Consider the following 20,392-nt stretch of genomic DNA (forward strand, 5'->3'; position numbering starts at 1 on the left):
AATGTACGGGGCAAAGCTGGAGCTCACAAAGTGATGCTGATGGCGGCTATTGCCTTCAACCTGAAGAAGTATATGAAGTTCACCACCAAGTTCACTCTCAGCCAGGCCATAGCCCTAAAGGTGGAATGGTCATCACCTTCTCAAGACACTTTTCCGGGTTTTGGCGTGCTTTTTCTCAACTAAGAAGAGCAGACCGATGGTATAAAATCTTATTAGCCAATTCAGACACTGAAAATCGATCTAGAAAGCGGAGTTGTGCAACAGCCACGCCCGTTTTTCCAAGACTATCTACCGGCATCCCCAATGAATTAATCCAAACGATTTTCCTGATTATCACAAACTCATCTCACGTACCAAAATCTTATTTTGGTACGTGAGATGAGTTTGTGATAATCAGCGGGTATGACTAACAATCGGGTAAATCTTAGAGCATTTCAATCCCTGTAAATAAAAAATATCAAAGCAGTCCTGATACCTCAAGCCTTACGCTAAATCATAAAACTTGACGGAGAGTTTATGGGAAAGTGGCTGACCACACCATACTCAACTATAATCTAGTTTTATAGATTTGCATTAGTAATGCAGGGTACTAAGTCTGGTAGTAATAAATAGAAATTAGTCACCTGATCGGCCTACTTAATCGTTAGCTGATTAACCATATTGCCTACTTTGGTTCCCTGGCTCAGTCCAGCGCTAATGGACGGTCCATAATGAATACCGCCCACCAGCCGCGACCGGCCCGCTTCCTGAACATACTCCTGAAACGTAGTGTAGGACCGGACGCCATAACTCGAGGCATAGCTGTTATCAGTAAAGGTGTAGCTGGCTCCAAACAATTTTTCCAGGACGGCGCCACTGGCTGCCGATACCACCGCGTGAGCGGCCGAGTATTCCGGATGGGGCGGAGTAGGGAGGAGGGGGCTCCAGGTAGTCTTTTTCAACACATTGCGGATGTAAGTAAAAGGCCGAAGCAAATTATAGGTGTACTTTGTTTTGAAGGTCGAGACGGCTGCGTCACTCAGGGCAATGCCGTGCCGGGCATAAGCAGCTGCGGCTTTGAACAAGTCCTGGTTGGTTGCTACCAAAAGCTGGGTCAGGATGTTGGTGGCGTGGGCCGGGACGTTCAGATTGCCCGGTGTATCGGCCCAAAACCTGGCCGTGGTCGTATCGGTTTTGGTGAGCGATTGTGAAGTTGTATAGACCTCGTTCACCATCGCATAGAAAGCAGAGCCGGGGTCTTCGGAGTAAGCTATTGGTGGCCCCGGCTGCGAACTAACCGCACTGTTGGCTATAAACGTCCGGTTGTTACCCCAACGCGGTAAAATGGGGGCTGCGGTGGGCGTAGGGACCCACAATCCTGGCCCGACCGGGGGCGTGTAGGTGGGGTCGGTCACATTTTTATTGGCCTGATGGGCGCCATCTGTTTTCGACCACTCAAAGATCGCATTGGCCACCTGTCGACCGTACGTCTCGGCATTCATTAATTTGTCAGGATTGGTAGCGGCCTGGAACTGATTTTTATAAACCGTTTCCAGCGAATCGATGCTTTTCAGGTTGGCCGCCGATGTACTTTCAAATAACTGTTTGGTAATGCTGGCCATGGCTGCGTTGAGACTTTCGGGCCAATAGTACTGATCGGCACTTTGGCTGGGTGTGAGGGAACTACCACCAATCTGGGCCAGCAGGGAGGTGCTGCCTTCGATACCGGGTAATACCGCTTCGTACATCGTGATTCCAGCATAGCCAAATGAGCGGTCTGAGACGACGGAATTGTAGCCGGTGGTGCTAAGGGTCAGCCGGATATGCATCTGCATCCAGGCATGGGCTACGTCGGCCGACAAGACTTGGGGGTTGAGCGGGCGGTGATCCTGGCAGGAACTTACCAGCACGAGACAAACGAGCAGCCAGATGGAGGATCGCACCAAGCGTTGTGGGGGGGTAGATCGGTTCATTGTTGAAACTATGCCTTTTTGTTCCGTTTGCGCGTAGCTAAACAGCACCCTAACTAAACCAATGAAGGGGATCGTAATTCGTTTCATAGCTATGTTTTTAAAAGGTAGTCATTCATTTATATGTTCTATTGCGCGTGCGTCGGTCTGGAAGGTAGACGACTTCCGATAGCCAACCGCAGGCTTAAGCAGAGCGCTACGTGTCTGATGAGGGCGGTGTAAAGTTAAATTGGTGATATCATCATATATTGTAAAAAAACGTCAACTTCGTTACTGGCAAAAATTTGCGAACTGATGACTGAAGGCTTAGCCATCAACGTACCGTCTGCTCAGGGCTAGGTATTGGGAAATAGGCCACCAAATAACCGTTCACTCAATTCATCCCTAAAAACAGTATTGAAGTTTCTGGGGAATCAGCCATGAATTACGGTTGAAACTTTTATGCTGAATCGCTTCCATTTTTACCGTAAAAAGGCCATATTAGGCTTTCAGAAAAGTAGCCTATCAACTGGATATGAAATACGTTGAATATCCCCTTAGTCCCCTGTTAAAGCCCTTTGTTAATCGAGTTTGGGAGTTTGAAATGGACGTACCGATGGGTGAAGTGATCCATCAGCCTGACTGTTGCACAACCACTACTCACTTCATGTTTAATCTGAAGCCCCCGTTTAAAACAAAGCGGGGTGATACACTAATTCAGGCGAATGCTACGAATTTGATTACGCCCCTCACGCAGCCTGTCATCAATATTTTAGAAGGTACTCATCTACATATTGGCGTAGAGTTTACTATCACTGGTTTTCATCGACTGTGGCAAATTCCCTTGTATGCCATCAATTCGTCGGATACTGTACTCTATGATTTACAGGCGGTTATTGGGCCAGAAGCTCTGCGGGTATATAACCAATTAGGTGAAGCCCAGACAATGGCCAAACGGTTTGATCTGATAGAAAAATTTTTACTTCAGCACATCAATGGCAAACCCACCAAGGCGGGGTTAGTGGAGGGGGTTGAACAGCTCGTTGAGCAAGAACCCGAATCAGTATTGATTGAGAAGCTCATTAAACAACTCTATTGTAGCGAGAGTACGCTCTTGCGTCATTTTAAAGAGCAACTCGGAATTTCTACTAAAACGTACCTTCGTATTCAGCGGTTTCAACGAATCCGCAACCAATTGCTTGAAAAACCGGGCTGGAGATGGCAAGATGGGTTGGTCAATGTAGATTATTACGATCAAGCCCACTTTATCAACGAATTCGTGGCCTTTTCCGGTCGGTCGCCTTCCAGTTATAAAAGTAGCATGAATGAAGTAGAGGAATTTTTTTCTAAATGCTTTCATTGACAACTTTCCGTATACAGTAAATCCGTAGCATACGTACTGTAGCTGTAGTGTCGGAAATAGTTAATTTAACCGTATCGAATTCAGGTGAGACATTACGAGTTGCTTCTTCACTAAATACAATTTTTAGTGTTTAAAATTTCGTTCAGCTAATCACTTCAATAAGTGAATGGCTGTTTCAAACAAATTTTTTGTATGAACTGTACTTCTCAAGCCTGAAAACGTTCACGAAATGGTTGCGTTATCTGAGCGCTTACTATGAAATGTACAAATTTTAAAAAAGTGTGAGTACAACTTCCCTTTATTTCAGATAACGGTAAAATACTATTTGGAGATCGGATTAGGCCTCTTTAAACACCCGAAGCATCACGATTTACTTCGGAGTGGCATCGGCCATCCGACGCGTACGACTGGCTGGCGTGGTCATGTTGGAAGTATATATATGAAAGATACATCGTCTCACTTAGGAGCGTTTATTGAGATAGCACATAGCACATCCGACGCTCACCATTGTCCGTCGTCAACCGAAAGTTGACAGATGCGGACGGTCCGCCACAGCGGTATCACTTATACAGGATACCCGTAGATTGTGCAGTGTTAATCGCTCAGATACGTTTAGTGCTTCGGCATTTGTTTCACCGGGTCAAACGGTTCAGCTCCTTTATCAATTAAAACATTTTCTCCCGCATCCAGTAACCATTTCCCATTTTGTTTTACAAAGACAAGTGTGGCCAGCCCATCGGTAGGGCCGGGTTTCTTTCCATCTGGTAACGGAGCCGGGTGCGGGTCAGAATCATAAGAATGTAAGACAACGTGGGCTATAGCCACATCCTTTGTTGTGAAGCGAATGGCCACCTCCTTTTTCTCCATTACAGACGTTTTAAAGATGGTATTATGATAAACCTGGTGTGCATATTGGGATTGCTTTCGACCTTTCCACCACATGCCGACAACGTTCACCCAGTCGGTATCTTCGGTCGTATAGTTTTTCAGATCATCATACTTATGATGGTTCCAGCTATAGATCATCGCATCAATCTGTTTATGGATGGCCGATTCGTCGGCGGTCCGAGTTTGGGCAAACAGGTGCCCACTCATCAACACCAGGAGGGTGGTCGTCAGTATTTTTTTCATCACTGTTTTTTTTGGTAAAACTAGCTTAGCGAGAACGCAAAAGCCTAGTACAAACGCGACATCTTAATCAAAGAGCCGGTTAAAAAATTTGACCTCGGAGGTCGAAAGTGCTGATTCAATCACCGAAGGGTTAACCCCCGCAAATTCCTGGAAGTCGCGGATCAGGTGCATCTGGTCAAAGTACCCACATTCAATAGCAATCGTAAACCAGCTACGCTCAGGCTGTTGTTCTTTCATAATCCAGGCCTGGGCAAATCGGACTAACCGGGAGTAGTGTTTGGGCGGTAATCCGATTCGTTGCCCGAATACCCGCTCAAATTGGCGGATACTCAGGCAGGCATAGGATGCCAATTGGTCTATTTTAAGTAATCCCCGTTCTTTAATCAGTAGCGGAAGCACCTGATCAATGGGTAAAGCAGGTTTTAATCGGCCAACCTGTTTAAGCAGAAACCGGTCAACAATCATTTTCATGTTGGCAAAAGAATCGGCCTCTCGTAGTTGGTCGGTTACTTCATCCATTTTTCTCCCCAACAGGCCTACTGCATCAAATGAATCCTGACTCAATAGTTCCCTCATGGGTATGCCTAACAAGCGATACAATCCGCCCGGCTGAAATCCCACCTTGATCATCAAATGATCACGCCCCGGCCTGATAATATGCCGATTGACATGGGGTCCAACGATTAGCGAAGAGGAAAGCGTTTCTTTTTTATCGGTAGCCATATCCTCTGCACCCGAACGATCTCTGAGGTAAAAGAACAAGCAGTGCTCGGGCAGTGGGGGCACTAGGAATTGCGGTTGGATAGCCGATTCATCAAAGTTGACCTGATGAATCATGATGTTGTTGACAAACCCTTTTAAGGCCGGATGCGGCTCGTAGAATTGTTGAAACATAGCCCTACGGTTTAGTATTACTGTTGGCCATTGCTTAGCCGCATCTGTTAGCCAGGAAGAGGTAGAGACATTCACGCAGAATTTACAGTACTGTCCTTACACTCCTTATAAAGCGGTGATACACTGTTGTCTAATTAAGCCAAAGATCTGGTTTTATCAATCTCCTTGCTTCATGGAAGCGTTAACGACTGGGTAGTCCCTGCGTTTCTTTGAGCGAAGCGGATGCTCAAGTACTTGACTGCTTGATAACTCTGTAGAGCATGGCGAAATTGATGCCAGCTAAAAGGGCCATCGGAATGCGTCGGTAAAGCAGGTCCGTTGAGATAAGCCGGTCGATTAGCCTTAGAGAAAACCGCTTATCTAACTCTACTTGAATAGGAATTTGAATGAATAGGGTTGACAGTAAAGTAATTAGATAGAAAAGTAAGGCTACCCAAATCATCCACGTTGGTATGATAGGTGGTCGAAACCAGAATAAGAGTATCAGGGGAATCAACAGCAAGAAAAAGAACACAACAAAGAAAGGAATAATGAGCGCACTATCAATTTGGTGGAACGCCGGAAACTCTTTAGCTCCTACCCCTCGCCAAGTGCGGTAAGCCACTAGTGAATTAGTGATACCAGCGCCAAACACATAAAAGGCCAGAAAAATATACACAGTAAATACAATAGGTGAAAGACGGTGTCTGTTGGTCATGGACTATTTGTTAAAAGTGTTTGCTACGGCTAGTCGTTGACAGGTATTAAAAGTGGTCGTGCAATTATATGCCCGCTACGGCATCGCAGTGGCCGGTACGCCGGTGCGGCCCCACCCCGGCCAATTGAGAAGTATACGCATGCAAGCCCAAGCGTTTCGTAAAAGAGCGTTTTATGGGACACATGATTGTAATAACTGTCCAATGCTATCCATAACATACGCTCTAGAACTACCATTTAGACTTTTGCAACAGCCACTGGCATTATGTAAAGCGGAGTTTGCGTCGCAGACACTTACTAATATACTATTGCGGGGGATGCCCAGTCTTCATGATGAGCGACGGCCGAAAAAGTATTCCTTAAGACACAAGATTGCAAGCCCAAACATCACCACTGTGCCGATCAGGTGTGCAACATCTGCCCCTCGCATGTTCTCAAAAATGGGACGACCTAGCAGGCTTGACAGGTTGAAGCCTCCAAGAACTGTAAACACGAAGAACAGGAGAAGAGACCTGCGTCGATTTTTCATAGTTTTGGGTGTATTAAGGCCGCACTACTAAGTACTAATAAAGGCTATTGACCAATACTCTTTGCAAACTCTTTAGGCTACGGTGATTCTTATATGCCACTGAAACAGGTTTACAAATGGGATAACAAGCCGCTTGGTCTCAGGAAGGAGGGTTTTATGGGACAACTAGTTTCAATACCTGTCAACGACTACCCGTAGCATACGTTCTAATTCAGCTTGCTTAAGCTGCTTTTTCAGGAGTAAAATTTCTTGCTGTTCTGGGTTCCCTTGGATTCCGCTACCAGCTCTAGGGACTTAAGAAGGCGCTCGTTCTCTACGCCATCGGGTTAGAATTTGTGTGGTAATGCCCAACTCTTCAGCGGTCGCTTTTAGAGAGCCTTTGGCTTCCGACAGCTCCACGGCCATCTTCTTGAACTTTCCGGTCCGCCGGAGCGGTCGTATTGTCGCCTGATTTTCATGCAGGACCGCCTGAGCGGTTCACTAAGTTAGAACATGCTTAACTTAATGTCCAGTCAAATGTAGCAGGACCATGCCAATAGAAGATAACAAAAAAGACAGGTACATCGGATGCCGGATGGCCTGGTAGTAATGACCGCTAGCTATACCTTTCGCTCAAATGCGTAGGTAAATAACTGGTCATTTACCTTTCGCTTCCAGGTCATTACTTTCGATTTGGCCCCGCTCGATAAGGTCCCATCCGTCAAGATTAATTCGGCATTATCTTTACTGCCATCAGCATGGGTGATGGTGATAGTGCTACCAGTGACGGACTAGGTATCCCCCATCTGTGGCCCCATTTCTAAGGCACTATTCCCACTGCTAGCACAAATAGTCTGCTCTAGGGGAACCACCGTGCCATCGCTTTTAAACTCGTACAAAAAGATCGGCAGACAGTTGCTGGTGATCAGATTGAGTTGGATATAAAAATCAAGGATATCGTCAATGTTGCCAACAGGTGGGGAAACCTGTAGTTTTTGCCATGCCCAGACGCTGGCGACGCTGGCGGGATGGGTAGCCGCAGGAACAGGATCGGAGTTTTTGTTGCTACAGCTGGGTGCCAGCAGGGGCAGGCTCAACAGGAGCAGAACAGGCAGATACAGAAAACGAATAGGTTTCATAACTGAGTTGGTTACTAGTGAAACTAGTTAGAGTACGGGGGAGTCGAAGGTTCCTTCAAGGGTGTAGGTTTTACCATCTTTGGCATTTTTACCCGTTCCGCTAAAAGTACCGCTACACCGGGTTTGGGTAGCCGTTTTTAGATCGACCTGGCCAGTACTGGGTTCCAGTATGCCGACCGTACCCTGAAAGGCTTCGGGTAAGGCATAGCTTTGATACAAAAAATTTGCTTTTCCGCTGCCCAGGCTTTGGCCAGGGGCGATGAAGGGGTAAGTCCCGGCTGACTGACCAGTAATAGTTATGAGGAGCGAATGTTTTTCATCGGCACTGTTGACTACCACATCATATCCACCCCCGCCTATGGCCGTTACCTTGGTGGTTTGAAACTCGGTAATAACCTTTCCATTTTGAGTAAGCTTGATACTACCCGTGCCGGTGCCCGTACTGGCGGCTTGGGGATCGGCCCCGTTTTTCTTGCAGCAGGCCAAGGTAAGTGCGAGTAGCATTACCGCAGTTAGGGAATAGATTGGTCTCATCGTTGGTCTGTTTTTCGTATTTAAATTAGTAGTCTGCGGTTAGTTTTAGTGAGCCGCCAACCGTCTTCGTTCTTTTGGCAGGATATGAGCAACGGAATGAAACAATCCGTCCCCTCTTTTCATAAGGGAAGGTAGTTTAAAAAGTAAAGCCACTGGGTTAGCTTTTGAGCAAGCGGTCGATTGGCTACGGAAGAAAAGTACCGTATTGGTCCTAGTAATTGGCTTCATTAGGATTAACTCATTTAGTTGATGCAATTAACTTATTCGACAGTAACAGAGCTTTACAGAACATTAACGGGCATTAATGATCTGTAAAATAGGCGTGGAACACTAATTTTGACAAAGTAGGGTGGTTGCCAAGATGCCGGGAAAACGATCCAGATTACTGGACATACATCCAGGTGATTTACAGCAAATGTACAATATCGACAAAGTAGGTATAAGTGATAAAAGTATTACCTCAATCAAGTAATTGTACAAATAGACATGATCATTATTCCGTTCAGGAAAAGGCTTCTTTAACTGAACAACTAGGCCAGGTAACTGTCGTGTTTATCACACAACTTACCAGTCTGAAAACGATCACGAAACGCTTCTATGTCTAATTAATCGTTTTGCTACTTGTCAGCTACAATTCATGGCCTACATCCCACCAATAACAGACGGCGGGTAACACTAGGTCGATAATACCTGCCGGATAAGGGAATAGTAAACTCAGGCCTGTTTAGCCTTAAAAAGAGACTACTTTTTAAGTAAACTCCTGACGCTTTTACCCTTCTCCGTTCATGAATAAGACCGACCCCCGGAACCTGTTGCCCAGAAGAGAATTTTTTACCCGTGTCACGGCACTGGCAGCGGGCTCCCTGCTGACGACCCAACCAACGATAAGTACCCCTCAGCCAGCACGACGACCAACCCTTACCTTGACCGTAAAGCAGGTTATTGATACTATACTAAACGAAATTCCAGGTGCCCCCTTCGCCAAAACGGTCGATCAGTTACGGGCGGGAAGTCTGCATCAGCCAGTGAGCGGTATTGTGACAACCATGTTCCCCACCCTGGAGGTCATTGAGAAAACGGTCAGGTTGGGAGCTAACCTGATCATCGCCCATGAAACGCCCTTCTACAATAATGAGGATCAAACCGACTGGCTCCAGCAGGATGACGCGTACCGATATAAAGTAGACCTGTTAACAAAACACAAGATTGCCCTGTGGCGCTTTCACGACTATTGGCACGCCCATAAGCCCGATGGGATCATTATGGGCAATTTAATGAAGCTGGGGTGGGGGGAGCTGTATGACGCGGACCAGTCCCGATTGGTAACCTTACCCAAACCGATGCGATTAGACGCCATCGTATCGCTGGTAAAACAAAAGCTGGACATTCCGTGGGTACGGGTCGTTGGTCATGAACAACAGGTATGCAGCCGCATTTACCTGGCTTTTGGTTATATGGACAGTAAACAGCAGATAAAAGCCATTCAGACCTACAAACCTGACTTGATTCTAAGCGGGGAAACCCGGGAATGGGAAACGGTGGAACGGGTACGGGATGGCTTGTTAATGGGCGAGAAGACATCCCTGCTGGTGGTCAGTCATGCCCTGAGTGAAGAAGCGGGTATGGCGTATGCGGCCCAGTGGTTAGCGCCTAAACTTACCGGTATGAGGATAAGTCACATTGCCAGTGGGAGTCCATTTCGCTATCTATAGGAGAAGGTCGAAAAAGAGGGGGCGTTAGTGTGGTGTATGTGTTTGAGGAAACCTTCACGAAAACCCTCGATTTTTGTCTGACAAAGGTCGCTTTGTAATGGTTGACTTTACGCCTGGAGGTCGGCCATATAGTGCCATCATAGTGAAATTGGCGACCGATTCGGCAACTCAAACCGCACATCTGGTAGGCCCATAGCCGGGAGTAACTAAAGGCCCCGTACCGCGAGCTTAGTTACTGGCTATATCCGGTCAAGGTCTCTTACTCGACAAAGCGCCGTTGGCGGGTAGCCGTGGGGGTGGGAAAGTCCGAGGGGATGGGAATGTCCACTTTACCCGTAGCGGCCCATTGCCCCCCCCGTTGCAGGCAGGTGATAAACCCAACACATTCAACCGAATAATCCATATGGCCCAGGGGGGTGTGAAAAATCCGGCCTTTCCCGTAATTGATGGTCATCAACATAGGTTCGTGACGATCGGTGCCTTGGTTTTCTTTTGACGAGTAGGCCGTGGCCAGCACTTGCAGGTGCTCGGCGGGGCCCCGCAGACGGTCATACAATTCATCTTTGGTGTGCATCCAGGTTAGGGGCATGCCCTGGGTGATGGGATGACTGGCTTGCCGAATTCTTATTAAAATCTGCTGCTGCGCCCCGTGCGATCCGGCCTTTCCGGGTTGGGGGTCTCGAATGAGGGCCCCTTCGTTGTTGTAATACACGTAAGGACCATCTTTCTCGGTGCGATCGCCCCACCCACCCAGGCCGATCATTTTGTTGTAGGCGGGCCAGCGGGGAAACGAGTTATCAGCCGCATGGATGACGACCAGACCGCCCCCGTTTTTGATGAACTTGTCAAAATCACGCTGGGTTTCATCGGACCAGGGGGCGGCCTCCCAGCCAAAATTGCAGACGATTAGGTCATAGCTGGCGAAGTCGGGATGGAAGCTGGAGTCGGCCCTGGGTTTGGGTAAGGATTTGGTCGTCCGGACACCGGGAATTTTGTATTTTTCCATTAACTCATCGCCATTCCAGGTATAGTACGAGCGCTGTACATCGACCGAAAACTTACCCGTTTCTTCCAGGTATCGCTTGACCATAAAGGTGATTTTGGGCCATTGTTCGTGGTTATTCTGTCCATCGACGATGAGCGTGCGAATAACTTTAGGCTTGCCTTTTTGTGGTAGTTGAGCCTGAACAAAATTGCCCCCAAGGAGCATCAGTAGTAGCAGCGTGATTAAGGATTTCATGAACGATTGGTAGTTAAGGGAAGTGGGGCATAAGGGCTCTGGGTCAGCCACACCGTATGCCTACACCGGGTCGATAGTTTTCAAACCGAGTACTGGCTTGAATCTACTTTTGTCTGGTCTATCTTCCTGTACCTAAATCCCTTTTACTGACTTGACTTCGGGTAGTTATGCCGAAAGGTACGGCACCAGCCGCCTGGATAATTCACGGTCCCGCTCCGGCGTAGCGGCCGGAGCGGTCGTCCGTCCGTCTGTACAAGCGAATAGTGCGTCAATGACTCAGAAGGCGTAAGCGTAGATTTAGTACGCTGCTCGCTTTGTATTCCTTAGCATGTGCAACGTCATCACGCTGATCGGGTGAGCGCTGCTGATTAGCCAATACGACTGCATTCGGCGGAGATAGCCGTTGAGCCAGTTAAATGCGTAGTTTTAAACGGACATTCCCAAATCGAAATGAGCGACCTGCGAAAAGAAGACATCAACCAAGAAGTATTCGACCTCTACGACGACTTTGCCCACAGCCGCATCGACCGGCGTGACTTCGTACAGAAATTATCGGCCTACGCCGTGGGCGGGCTGACCGTTACCTCGCTGATGGGTTTTCTGATGCCCAACTATCAGGATAACATTCAGGTGAAGGCCGACGACCCACGACTGAAAACTGAGTACATTACTTATAGCTCGCCCAAAGGAGGGGGTACCATCAAGGCTCAACTGGCGATGCCTGCCGACGCGAAAAAGAAACTGGGTGGCATCATTGTCGTCCACGAAAACCGGGGACTCAACCCCTACATTGCCGACGTGGGCCGACGGGCAGCCCTTGCCGGGTTCGTGTCCATTGCGCCCGATGCCCTAACCCCGCTGGGTGGCTATCCGGGTAACGACGAGCAGGGGCGGGAGATGCAAAGCAAGCGCAACCGCAACGAGATGCTGGAAGACTTTATAGCGGCCTATGACTACCTAAAAAGTAACCCGGCCTGCAATGGCAACATCGGCGTTGTCGGGTTCTGCTTTGGGGGTTGGATTGCCAACATGATGGCCGTGCGCGTACCCGGTCTGGCAGCTGCGGTTCCATTCTATGGTGCCCAGCCCGCTGCCGAAGACGTACCTAAAATTAAGGCGCCCCTGCTAATTCATTATGCCGCCCTCGACACACGGGTCAACGAGGGGTGGCCCGCCTACGAAGCCGCACTGAAAGCGAACAACAAGCCATACGCGGAGCACATGTACGCCGATGCCAACCACGGTTTCCACAACGACACCACGCCCCGCTACGACAAAGCAGCCGCCGAACTGGCCTGGAAGCGCACCATCGATTTTTTTAACCAGAAACTGGCCTGAGCAGCAGCCCGGTATAGTCTGGTACAATAAACGCCAATGCCCCTGACACAAATTGTATCAGGGGCATTGGCGTTTCGACTGACTGCGTGTGTGATAACCATGAAATAAGCCTACACTACGCTGCCAATATCCCGGGAGTTTAATAAGCCCGCTGGTACGGTAAGTTCGCCCGTTTGCGGGTCGATAATCCCGTTGCGTTCCTCTTCAATGTTGGTTGCCTGCGTGTAGATATCGCCGGCAATGGAGCCCCGTCGCAATTCATGTTTAAAGAGTCGGATACGCTCAGCCCGTTCTTCTGCTTCTGCCGGCCCGCCGTAATTGGCGAAGCCGAAACCACCCCATTCGCTAACGATCAGTGGCACCTGTCCCCGGTAGAAAAACGGGTCGCCAACTACCAGCGGGTAAGCAGCTACGTTTGTCAGTTCACCCGCTTCCAGTCGCTGGAGAAGGTCGCGCCAATGGTTCAGGTCAGGTGTATAGAGGTGAGCCGTGAGCAGATCCGATTTCAGACGGCCTTCCCACGAAACATGTTGCCACCCATCATTGTCGACAACCAGGTACTGCGGGTAGGCAATCTGCATGAAGTGGTACATATCGATGATGTACTTCCTTGTTTCCGGGTTCGTTGCTATGTCCTGAGCACCCCAGTCTTCATTGTACAGGCTCCAGATCACAACGGACGGGTGGGAACTGATCAATGCCACCATGCGCAGCAGTTCGGCCCGGTGGTTTTTACGACTTTGAGCCGTTGAGCTATGCGGACTTGGAACCTCTACCCAGAGCATGAGGCCCAGTTTATCCGCCAGATTATAAATGCGGGGATCGACCCCGGCAATGTGAACCCGTACCAGATTGCAGCCCAGCTCTTTCATGGCCTGCATGTGTCGCTTCATTTCCTCGTATGAAGCCGTACCCGGCTGATACAGAATACCGTCGAGGTAAACAGATTTGTTGTTCAAATAGATGTAGCGGCCCCGGGCTTCAATTTTACGCAGACCAAACTGCGTTTCTATCTCGGCCACATAGCCTCCGGAGTCGATAAGTTGCGCAATGAGCTTGTAGCGCATGGGTGTTTCGGGCGACCACAGCTCGGCCCGGTCTATATCGAGTACGACGCGTTGCTGCTTTTGCCCGGCTTCCAGCCGGAGTGGGTAGTCGGACGTTGCCAGCAGTTCGGTTCCGTGATGATCATAGGCCTTCAGGCGCAGTATGTATTCGCCGGGGTCATGGATGCGGGTCGTTACACTAAAGCGAACCAGCCGGTCTTCTACCACGCTGACGACACCCACCCGCGAACGCAGCCGGTTCCTCTCCACCGATTCGAGCCAGACGCTGCGTACCGCTCCCGAGTAGGTCTGATACCAGATGCCACCGCGTTTGTAGACGTGCGATTCCTGTTTGCCCCGCGTAGTTTCGGCATCCATCGTATCCGCAATCCGGACGGTAAGCCGGTTTTGCTCGTGTAGGTACTCTTCAGGTAGCTCGTACGAAAAGGAGGTGTAGGCTCCCAAATGGACTTCTTCATCTTCAATGGTGCGGAGTGGGTGCCCGTTGAGCCATACGCGGGTTTCGTAGCCACAGGCGCCAAACGTGAGCTGAATGATGGAGCGGGAGGCCGGTTCACTGCGCTGGGGGAGGGGGAATTCCCTTTCGTACCAGGCCACTATTTTATCCTGCCAGCCAACGGGCATTACCTGTCCTTTGGCCTGCGCCATATGCGCTTCTATTGAGCCGGGCCAGTGAGCCGTTTCGGTAAAGGGATAGCTTACGTACCATTGGTCATGTATCCCCCTATCATCAGGATCAATCATAAACCGCCATTCTCCGTCAAGCAGCATGTAAGTGTTGGGCCGAAGAACCGCTCTGGGAAGTTCATTTATCGGCTCGGTAATGGGGGCTTTTTCCGGGCGGCTGGCCGAAAAACTGTTATTGGTGTACTTGGTTTCCATAATACGTGGGGAGCGAAACAAAAACAACGGAACTTAATCCCATAGTGTTTAAATCCGGCTAATTTTGGGCATTCCCCTCCAGCCGATTGCCAGAAGGGGTACGAAGAAAAGAATGGCTTTTGCCCGGAACTCCCTTTGTGAATAGCAGTGGGTCGGCAGACTGTCACTACCGTTGCACACGCGGGTGATGACTGAGTGTGTTTGCTGGGTTTCCAGGTGAACTGAGCCGGTTCAGGCTGCTGACTGGTCCTTTCTGATGAGCGATGCGTACTTTCTCTGGCTAAAATCCGCTAAAGACGGCCATTCCTAATCAATTTGGCGGGTTCCCCGGTTAACTATCCAAACATTTCGCTCGCACATGAAACTGACTACCCGCCCCAGGGCCCTCATTTTCGACGTCAACGAAACCCTGCTGGATTTGAGCGCGGTGCAGGAGGCCTTCAACCGGGCCTTCCAGAACGACTACGCGTTCAAGTACTGGTTTCAATTGCTGTTGCAGTATTCGCTGGTGGATACCTTGACCGGACAGTTTCATGATTTCAAGCAGATTGGTGAGGCCGTGTTGTCCATGACAGAGGAGTTTTTCGGGCACTCGCTGCCGACAGAAGAGAAACGGGAACTTTTACAGACGATGGTTCAGGTGGAGCCTCATCCGGACGTTGAACAGGGACTGTCCTTATTGAAAGAGGCTGGATTTCGGCTTTTCACCCTCACCAATTCCCCCGACGAAACCCTGAAAAAGCAGATGGAGGCAACCGGGCTGGGGCATTTCTTTGAAGCAACCTGGACGGTGAATGCCGTAAAACGCTACAAACCACACCCCGATACCTACAATCAGGCGCTGCGTGAACTGAACCTTCTCCCTGACCAGACGATGCTGATTGCCGCCCACGGCTGGGATATTGCCGGGGCCGCTCATGTGGGCATGAAAACGGCATTTATACACCGTAAAGGGCAGTCACTTTACCCCCTTTCGTCCCCATCCGACCTGCAGGGCGAAACCCTGATTGACCTTGCCCAGCAATTAATAAGCTTACCGGCCTGAATGCCATTTGCTGACGAGATAGCGTACGCATACCCAGGGAAATCACGCTTCATCGACCCCGTATGCAATGATGTAGGCCAAGTGCAGGGGCCAGCCCGAAAAGCGGTATTCGCCCATCCTACTGTCGCCATGCCGCAGAAAAAGAACTGAAAATACCAGGTAAAACCAGCCATCGCGCAAAAGATGATGTTGCGCACGATGGGCGTCGAGATGTTCCGGTAATCGGTATACGTCCGGTTTTTTATTCAGGTAAATCGTCCGGATGGCGTTGGTTGTCAAACCACCCGGCAGGAGAATAACCAGAATAGCGTTGTTCATGAAAAGTGGATCGGCCCCCTGCTGAACCGCTATGTCGGCAATAGGTTGCCCGGCGGTGAGGCCAAACGAAAAGCTAACGAGTTCATTCTCTGCTCAAAGAGAATTGCCGATCCCTACCAGAACGATTGAAATAAGAATCACGATAATGCCGGTGACGAAGGTACGGAAGGTAGCGGCCGACACCCCCGACCACTCCTTCAGATACAAACCCCACATATTGGCGGTCAGAATGATAGTGGCCATGTGCGTAATCCAGGAACTGGCGCCATTACCCAGTTTACTTTCACCCATCCCGTAGAAGAAAAACTGAAGAAACCACATGGTACCAGCGGTTGCCGAAAAAAGAACATTAGCCAGAATAGGCGTCCGGGTATCGGTGTAATTGCCGAAGGTTTTATTTCTGGCGTTTAAGTACATGCACCACAAAAAATTAGTGGTCAGTCCGCCCCATAGTAGTACCACGTAGGTTACGTTATTCTGAAACAGGGGATTGCAACCTTGCACAACAGCCTGACCGGCCAGGGGTTTGCCCGCTTCGATTCCGTAGTTGAAGAAGGCACTTAAAATACCAGAAATCACGGCAATTGTCAGGCCCTTCACGATGCTGAACTCTTTGACAGAAGCTTTCTTCTCGGCTTCCGAAAGTTCAGCTTCTTTCATCATGCCCGCTTTACCCGAGATGGCAATTCCGATGAGGCAAACCAGTACGCCCAGCAACACTACCTGCCCCCCGGCTGAGCCCAACATATCGGTAAACGAGACTTTCCCTTCAACTGGGTTGATATTATAATAGATGGAAGGTACCAGTGCGCCGAAAGCCGAACTGAACCCTAATACGACTGAATTACCCAGTGACATGCCCAGATAGCGAACGCCAAGGCCATACGTTAGCCCACCGATGCCCCACAGCAAACCAAATACAAACGTGAGCATCTTAACATTCGTATCAGCCGAGGCAATGATAGCGGCAAAATCGGGGATGGTTAAGTAGGCGGCTAAGGGAGGTAGGATGAGCCAGGAAAAAAGGCCCCCAACAATCCAGAAGCTTTCCCAGGCCCAGCCCTTCACTTTGTTAAAGGGCATGTAAAAGCTGCCCGAAAAACCGCCACCAATCGTGTGGTAAATGATGCCAATCAGAACTTGCATAAAGAAATCAATTACAATACTGTTTTAAATCGTTGGTAGGCGTTACGACCTGTAGTTTAACGTTGCCAAATTTTGTCCGACTCAATTCTGAATTTTTGTCGTTAGTGAGGCTCCTGGAAGCTGTTTGATTTAACAAAAACACGTTTGGTAGTCCATCGAATGTGCGTAATCCACATAAAACTGCGGGACGCCGGTGCGGTTGCTATCAGCAGCTTGCTTATTGATTGGCTCCTTTGGGATCATCACTCGCATGGCATAAACCGTTTCTAATTCCACCAAAGGGTTTTGGAAGGAGACTGTTTCAATACCTCAATCAGGGTCGGAACGGTGAGCAAACCCAGTATCCAGGGAGCGGCCACCCAGGAGAACAGGCCCCCAATGAGCCAGTAACTTTCCCAGGCCCAGCCCTTCACTTTGTTGTATGGTAGGTAGAAACTGCCGGAAGCAAAACCTCCCGACGCATGAAACAGAACACCCCAGAGTACAGACACTTTTCTTTAGTTTTTTTACAAATTTATCTTGACCGTGTTCTAGAACTTACCTGTTCTCTCCTGTAACTACCCGTATCTGTGACAACCGGCTTTTTTGTTGACACAACAGGAGAGTACATGAAGCAGGAGAAAACAGCAGTTATGTACTTTGCTTCAAAACAAGTTATCAGACGAATATACTTACTTCTTATCTATGAACACGACACAGGCGTTCAACTATGTTAGTTACCTCTGGGACGATAAAAAGGCCGCTGAACTGGCGGGCGATGAAGTCGCTCTGTTTATCTACCGTTCTAACCTGCTCGGCGCCGACCTGCGCCTGACCAACTACGCCGGGGGCAACACCTCGGTGAAGGTGATGGAAACGAACCCCGTATCGGGCGAACCCGTTGAGGTCATGTGGGTGAAAGGCTCCGGTGGAGACATTGGTACACTCACCAAAAAAGGATGTGCCAACCTGTACGTCGAGCGACTTCAGGCGTTGAAAAAACGCTATCGGGGTCTGGAGCATGAAGACGAGATGGTCGAACTGTTTAACCACACCCTGTTCGACCCAAAATGTGCCGCTCCGTCCATTGATACACCGCTGCACGGTCTGTTGCCGTTCAAACACATCGACCACCTCCACCCCGACGCGCTGATTGCCATTGCCGCCAGCAAAGACGGGGAGGCCATCATGCATGAGATTTGGGGGGACACAATGGCGTGGCTCCCGTGGCAGCGTCCCGGCTTCGACCTGGGCCTGAAACTGGAAGAAACCGTTCGCGCCAACCCCAACCTGCGGGGTGTTATCCTGGGCGGGCACGGCCTGTTTACCTGGGGTAATACTTCTTATGAATCGTACATGAACACGCTGGAGGTAATCGAGCAGGCGTCGGAGTACCTGAACGCTAACTTCGGTAAGAAACGTCCCGTTTTCGGTGGTCCGGCTGGTCAGAGCCTGGATGTACAGGCGCGGAAAGAGCAGGCGGCTGCGCTGATGCCCACGCTGCGGGGACTGGCCTCCGGCCATCGGCAGATGATTGGGCACTTTACCGACGACGAGCGGGTGCTGGAATTTGTCAACTCTAACGACCTGTCCCGGCTGGCCCGGTTGGGTACGAGCTGCCCGGACCACTTTCTGCGCACCAAGATTCGCCCGCTGGTACTTGACCCGGCTCAGCTAGCCGGCGATGATAGTACGGGGTATCTGGAAAAAGCCTTTGCTGACTACCGTGTAGACTATACGGCGTACTACGAGCGGAGCAAGCATGCCAACAGCCCCGCCATCCGCGACTCGAATCCGGTGGTAATGCTGTTGCCCGGCGTGGGCATGTTCACCTTCGCCAAAGACAAGCAGACGGCGCGGGTAGCCGCTGAGTTTTATACCAATGCCATCAACGTCATGAAGGGAGCCGAGGCTGTATCGGACTACGTTGGTTTGCCGGAGCAGGAAGCCTTCGATATCGAATACTGGTTGCTGGAAGAAGCCAAGCTCCAGCGGATGCCCAAGCCCAAGCCCCTGTCGGGCAAGATTGCGCTGATTACGGGCAGTGCGGGTGGTATCGGCAAGGCCATCGCCAAGAAATTCCTGGCCGAAGGGGCCGTCGTCGTCATTAACGACAACGACGCCGATCGGCTGGCATCAGCTAAAGAGGAGTTTCAGAAAGAGTACGGTAAAGATGCCTACGCATCGGCGTTGCTGGATGTAACGAAGGCCGACACGATTAGTACCGCTTTCGATGTGGCCGCCCTGGCCTTCGGCGGAGTCGATATTGCGGTGAACTGCGCGGGCCTGAGCATCTCCAAGCCGATTGAAGAGCACACCGAAAAAGACTGGGATATCCTGTATGACGTGCTGGTAAAAGGTCAGTTTTTTGTCACGCAGAAAGCCGTTGAGATCATGCGGAAACAGAAGCTGGGCGGTGATATCCTGAACATTGTCAGCAAGAACGGGCTGGTGTCCGGCCCCAACAACGCGGGCTATGGTTCGGCCAAAGCGGCACAGTTGCACCTGAGTCGCCTGAACGCGGCCGAGCTGGGGAAAGACCATATCCGGGTTAACGTCGTCAATCCCGATGCCGTTATTTCGGACTCGAAAATATGGGCGGGTGCCTGGGCCGAAGGGCGGGCTAAAGCTTACGGCGTAACGGTGGCCGAGCTCCCGGCCTACTACGCCAAGCGGACCCTGCTGAACGAAATTATCCTGCCTGACGATATTGCCAACGCCTGTCTGGCCTTCGTAAACGGCCTCTTGTCCAAATCCACCGGCAACGTTCTGAACGTAGACGGCGGTGTAGCGATGGCGTTTGTACGGTAGAAAATCAATGTAGAATGGATAATGAACAATGTACAATGGAAGGTCAGCGTACTGGCCATTGTTCATTATCCATTCTGCCAGCCCACACATTCATTTGTGGGTTCAAAAGAATCGAAAGTATCTATTTGCCAACCGTTTTAACGGTTTTATGAATCAAACGAGGTCATCACCCGGTAATCCATAATGAGCCATAAATCGATGGTATTCATCCATGAACGTAACGGTACGGTGATGTTCCTCCTGATTTAAAATGTAGGCCCGAACACGCGGAACATGCGATTCGCTGACTGAAAAAGCGCCGTAACCCGTTTGCCAGGCGAAGGGTGTCGTTGTTAATTTGACCTGATTATACGCATGTGAACTACCGCCTTTCATCTGTTTCATCAGATCGGCCATTGATTTTTTGGGATTGAGCAGGAACAGGATGTGCACATGGTCGGCAACGCCACCGATGCAATCAACAGAACAGTCCATAGCCCTGAGTTGACTTGTCAATTCGTCATGCACGACCGGACGAATGGCAGTATGAATCAGTGGCTGTCTGTTTTTTGTGGAAAAAACGGCGTGGACCCAAACTTTTGATTTAGAGTGACTCATAGGTGAATGGGTAAAAACCGTTAAAACGGTTCAAGATATAATAAACCTGTTTTTTCAAACCCAC

The 20,392-nt window shown here is 49.8% G+C and carries 18 protein-coding genes and 1 pseudogene; 6 read left to right on the forward strand and 13 right to left on the reverse strand.

All coding sequences use genetic code 11. From position 1 onward, the window contains the following. Positions 1–183, forward strand: a pseudogene (locus B156_RS31980) (IS1182 family transposase); the annotation flags it as partial. A 449-nt stretch (positions 184–632) separates the two neighbouring features. Here the strand turns inward: B156_RS31980 and B156_RS0120850 are convergent. After that, complete coding sequence (locus tag B156_RS0120850; protein ID WP_018621724.1) at positions 633–2,039, reverse strand: vanadium-dependent haloperoxidase; 1,407 nt, start codon at positions 2,037–2,039, stop codon at positions 633–635. A 424-nt stretch (positions 2,040–2,463) separates the two neighbouring features. Between B156_RS0120850 and B156_RS0120855 the strand changes: the two genes are divergently transcribed. Next, complete coding sequence (locus B156_RS0120855; protein ID WP_084757820.1) at positions 2,464–3,291, forward strand: AraC family transcriptional regulator; 828 nt, start codon at positions 2,464–2,466, stop codon at positions 3,289–3,291. Positions 3,292–3,903: 612 nt separating this feature from the next. Here B156_RS0120855 and B156_RS0120860 read toward each other — a convergent pair. The 6 genes from B156_RS0120860 to B156_RS0120880 form a co-directional block, all read right to left on the reverse strand. Then, positions 3,904–4,422 carry an SgcJ/EcaC family oxidoreductase gene (locus tag B156_RS0120860; protein WP_018621726.1) on the reverse strand — a complete coding sequence of 173 codons (519 nt, stop codon included), beginning with the start codon at positions 4,420–4,422 and terminating at the stop codon, positions 3,904–3,906. A gap of 63 nt (positions 4,423–4,485) precedes the next feature. Next, positions 4,486–5,316, reverse strand: a complete 831-nt coding sequence (locus B156_RS29610) for a helix-turn-helix domain-containing protein (protein ID WP_018621727.1) — start codon at positions 5,314–5,316, stop codon at positions 4,486–4,488. Positions 5,317–5,542: 226 nt separating this feature from the next. Further along, positions 5,543–6,013 carry a hypothetical protein gene (locus tag B156_RS0120870; RefSeq protein WP_018621728.1) on the reverse strand — a complete coding sequence of 157 codons (471 nt, stop codon included), beginning with the start codon at positions 6,011–6,013 and terminating at the stop codon, positions 5,543–5,545. A gap of 327 nt (positions 6,014–6,340) precedes the next feature. After that, positions 6,341–6,541 (reverse strand): hypothetical protein, encoded by a 201-nt coding sequence (locus B156_RS31505; protein WP_157627119.1) that lies wholly within the window; start codon positions 6,539–6,541, stop codon positions 6,341–6,343. A gap of 770 nt (positions 6,542–7,311) precedes the next feature. Next, on the reverse strand, positions 7,312–7,659 hold the full coding sequence (locus B156_RS0120875; RefSeq protein WP_018621729.1) for a hypothetical protein: 348 nt from the start codon (positions 7,657–7,659) through the stop codon (positions 7,312–7,314). 27 nt (positions 7,660–7,686) lie between these two features. Continuing rightward, positions 7,687–8,193: a hypothetical protein gene (locus tag B156_RS0120880; RefSeq protein WP_157627121.1), complete on the reverse strand. Its 507-nt coding sequence runs from the start codon at positions 8,191–8,193 to the stop codon at positions 7,687–7,689. A 785-nt stretch (positions 8,194–8,978) separates the two neighbouring features. Between B156_RS0120880 and B156_RS0120885 the strand changes: the two genes are divergently transcribed. Next, on the forward strand, positions 8,979–9,905 hold the full coding sequence (locus B156_RS0120885; protein WP_018621731.1) for a Nif3-like dinuclear metal center hexameric protein: 927 nt from the start codon (positions 8,979–8,981) through the stop codon (positions 9,903–9,905). 259 nt (positions 9,906–10,164) lie between these two features. On the opposite strand, the gene B156_RS0120890 is transcribed toward B156_RS0120885, so the two are convergent. Continuing rightward, positions 10,165–11,145 (reverse strand): ThuA domain-containing protein, encoded by a 981-nt coding sequence (locus B156_RS0120890; RefSeq protein WP_018621732.1) that lies wholly within the window; start codon positions 11,143–11,145, stop codon positions 10,165–10,167. 450 nt (positions 11,146–11,595) lie between these two features. Here B156_RS0120890 and B156_RS0120895 point away from each other — a divergent pair, with 450 nt between their 5' ends. Further along, positions 11,596–12,483 (forward strand): dienelactone hydrolase family protein, encoded by an 888-nt coding sequence (locus B156_RS0120895; RefSeq protein WP_018621733.1) that lies wholly within the window; start codon positions 11,596–11,598, stop codon positions 12,481–12,483. Between the two features lie 110 nt (positions 12,484–12,593). Here B156_RS0120895 and B156_RS0120900 read toward each other — a convergent pair whose 3' ends face one another. Beyond that, a complete protein-coding gene (locus B156_RS0120900; RefSeq protein ID WP_018621734.1) occupies positions 12,594–14,432 on the reverse strand; it encodes a glycoside hydrolase family 2 protein in 1,839 nt (612 codons plus the stop codon). A 358-nt stretch (positions 14,433–14,790) separates the two neighbouring features. Here B156_RS0120900 and B156_RS0120905 point away from each other — a divergent pair, with 358 nt between their 5' ends. After that, positions 14,791–15,477: a haloacid dehalogenase type II gene (locus tag B156_RS0120905; protein ID WP_018621735.1), complete on the forward strand. Its 687-nt coding sequence runs from the start codon at positions 14,791–14,793 to the stop codon at positions 15,475–15,477. Positions 15,478–15,519: 42 nt separating this feature from the next. On the opposite strand, the gene B156_RS0120910 is transcribed toward B156_RS0120905, so the two are convergent. From B156_RS0120910 to B156_RS0120920, 3 genes are all read right to left on the reverse strand, one after another. Next, positions 15,520–15,795 (reverse strand): L-rhamnose-proton symporter family protein, encoded by a 276-nt coding sequence (locus B156_RS0120910; RefSeq protein WP_026260958.1) that lies wholly within the window; start codon positions 15,793–15,795, stop codon positions 15,520–15,522. Positions 15,796–15,888: 93 nt separating this feature from the next. Beyond that, a complete protein-coding gene (gene rhaT / locus B156_RS0120915) occupies positions 15,889–16,941 on the reverse strand; it encodes an L-rhamnose/proton symporter RhaT (protein ID WP_018621736.1) in 1,053 nt (350 codons plus the stop codon). A 266-nt stretch (positions 16,942–17,207) separates the two neighbouring features. Then, a complete protein-coding gene (locus tag B156_RS0120920) occupies positions 17,208–17,432 on the reverse strand; it encodes an L-rhamnose/proton symporter RhaT (protein WP_018621738.1) in 225 nt (74 codons plus the stop codon). Between the two features lie 193 nt (positions 17,433–17,625). Here B156_RS0120920 and B156_RS0120925 point away from each other — a divergent pair, with 193 nt between their 5' ends. Continuing rightward, positions 17,626–19,731: a bifunctional rhamnulose-1-phosphate aldolase/short-chain dehydrogenase gene (locus tag B156_RS0120925; protein WP_018621739.1), complete on the forward strand. Its 2,106-nt coding sequence runs from the start codon at positions 17,626–17,628 to the stop codon at positions 19,729–19,731. A gap of 153 nt (positions 19,732–19,884) precedes the next feature. Here the strand turns inward: B156_RS0120925 and tnpA are convergent, their stop codons facing one another. Further along, positions 19,885–20,328: an IS200/IS605 family transposase gene (tnpA, locus tag B156_RS0120930; protein ID WP_026260959.1), complete on the reverse strand. Its 444-nt coding sequence runs from the start codon at positions 20,326–20,328 to the stop codon at positions 19,885–19,887. Positions 20,329–20,392 lie beyond the last annotated feature (64 nt).

This window comes from Spirosoma luteum DSM 19990, from assembly GCF_000374065.1.
Taxonomy (GTDB): domain Bacteria; phylum Bacteroidota; class Bacteroidia; order Cytophagales; family Spirosomataceae; genus Spirosoma; species Spirosoma luteum.

Excerpts from the sequence above, each read along its gene's own strand:
- B156_RS0120885 (WP_018621731.1), top strand. The coding sequence starts at position 8,979 with ATGAATAAGACCGACCCCCGGAACCTGTTGCCCAGAAGAGAATTTTTT.
- rhaT (WP_018621736.1), bottom strand. The coding sequence starts at position 16,941 with ATGCAAGTTCTGATTGGCATCATTTACCACACGATTGGTGGCGGTTTT.
- B156_RS0120875 (WP_018621729.1), bottom strand. The coding sequence starts at position 7,659 with ATGAAACCTATTCGTTTTCTGTATCTGCCTGTTCTGCTCCTGTTGAGC.
- tnpA (WP_026260959.1), bottom strand. The coding sequence starts at position 20,328 with ATGAGTCACTCTAAATCAAAAGTTTGGGTCCACGCCGTTTTTTCCACA.
- B156_RS0120890 (WP_018621732.1), bottom strand. The coding sequence starts at position 11,145 with ATGAAATCCTTAATCACGCTGCTACTACTGATGCTCCTTGGGGGCAAT.
- B156_RS0120905 (WP_018621735.1), top strand. The coding sequence starts at position 14,791 with ATGAAACTGACTACCCGCCCCAGGGCCCTCATTTTCGACGTCAACGAA.
- B156_RS0120895 (WP_018621733.1), top strand. The coding sequence starts at position 11,596 with ATGAGCGACCTGCGAAAAGAAGACATCAACCAAGAAGTATTCGACCTC.
- B156_RS0120855 (WP_084757820.1), top strand. The coding sequence starts at position 2,464 with ATGAAATACGTTGAATATCCCCTTAGTCCCCTGTTAAAGCCCTTTGTT.
- B156_RS0120900 (WP_018621734.1), bottom strand. The coding sequence starts at position 14,432 with ATGGAAACCAAGTACACCAATAACAGTTTTTCGGCCAGCCGCCCGGAA.
- B156_RS31505 (WP_157627119.1), bottom strand. The coding sequence starts at position 6,541 with ATGAAAAATCGACGCAGGTCTCTTCTCCTGTTCTTCGTGTTTACAGTT.
- B156_RS0120860 (WP_018621726.1), bottom strand. The coding sequence starts at position 4,422 with ATGAAAAAAATACTGACGACCACCCTCCTGGTGTTGATGAGTGGGCAC.
- B156_RS0120870 (WP_018621728.1), bottom strand. The coding sequence starts at position 6,013 with ATGACCAACAGACACCGTCTTTCACCTATTGTATTTACTGTGTATATT.
- B156_RS0120880 (WP_157627121.1), bottom strand. The coding sequence starts at position 8,193 with ATGAGACCAATCTATTCCCTAACTGCGGTAATGCTACTCGCACTTACC.
- B156_RS0120850 (WP_018621724.1), bottom strand. The coding sequence starts at position 2,039 with ATGAAACGAATTACGATCCCCTTCATTGGTTTAGTTAGGGTGCTGTTT.
- B156_RS29610 (WP_018621727.1), bottom strand. The coding sequence starts at position 5,316 with ATGTTTCAACAATTCTACGAGCCGCATCCGGCCTTAAAAGGGTTTGTC.
- B156_RS0120910 (WP_026260958.1), bottom strand. The coding sequence starts at position 15,795 with ATGAACAACGCTATTCTGGTTATTCTCCTGCCGGGTGGTTTGACAACC.
- B156_RS0120925 (WP_018621739.1), top strand. The coding sequence starts at position 17,626 with ATGAACACGACACAGGCGTTCAACTATGTTAGTTACCTCTGGGACGAT.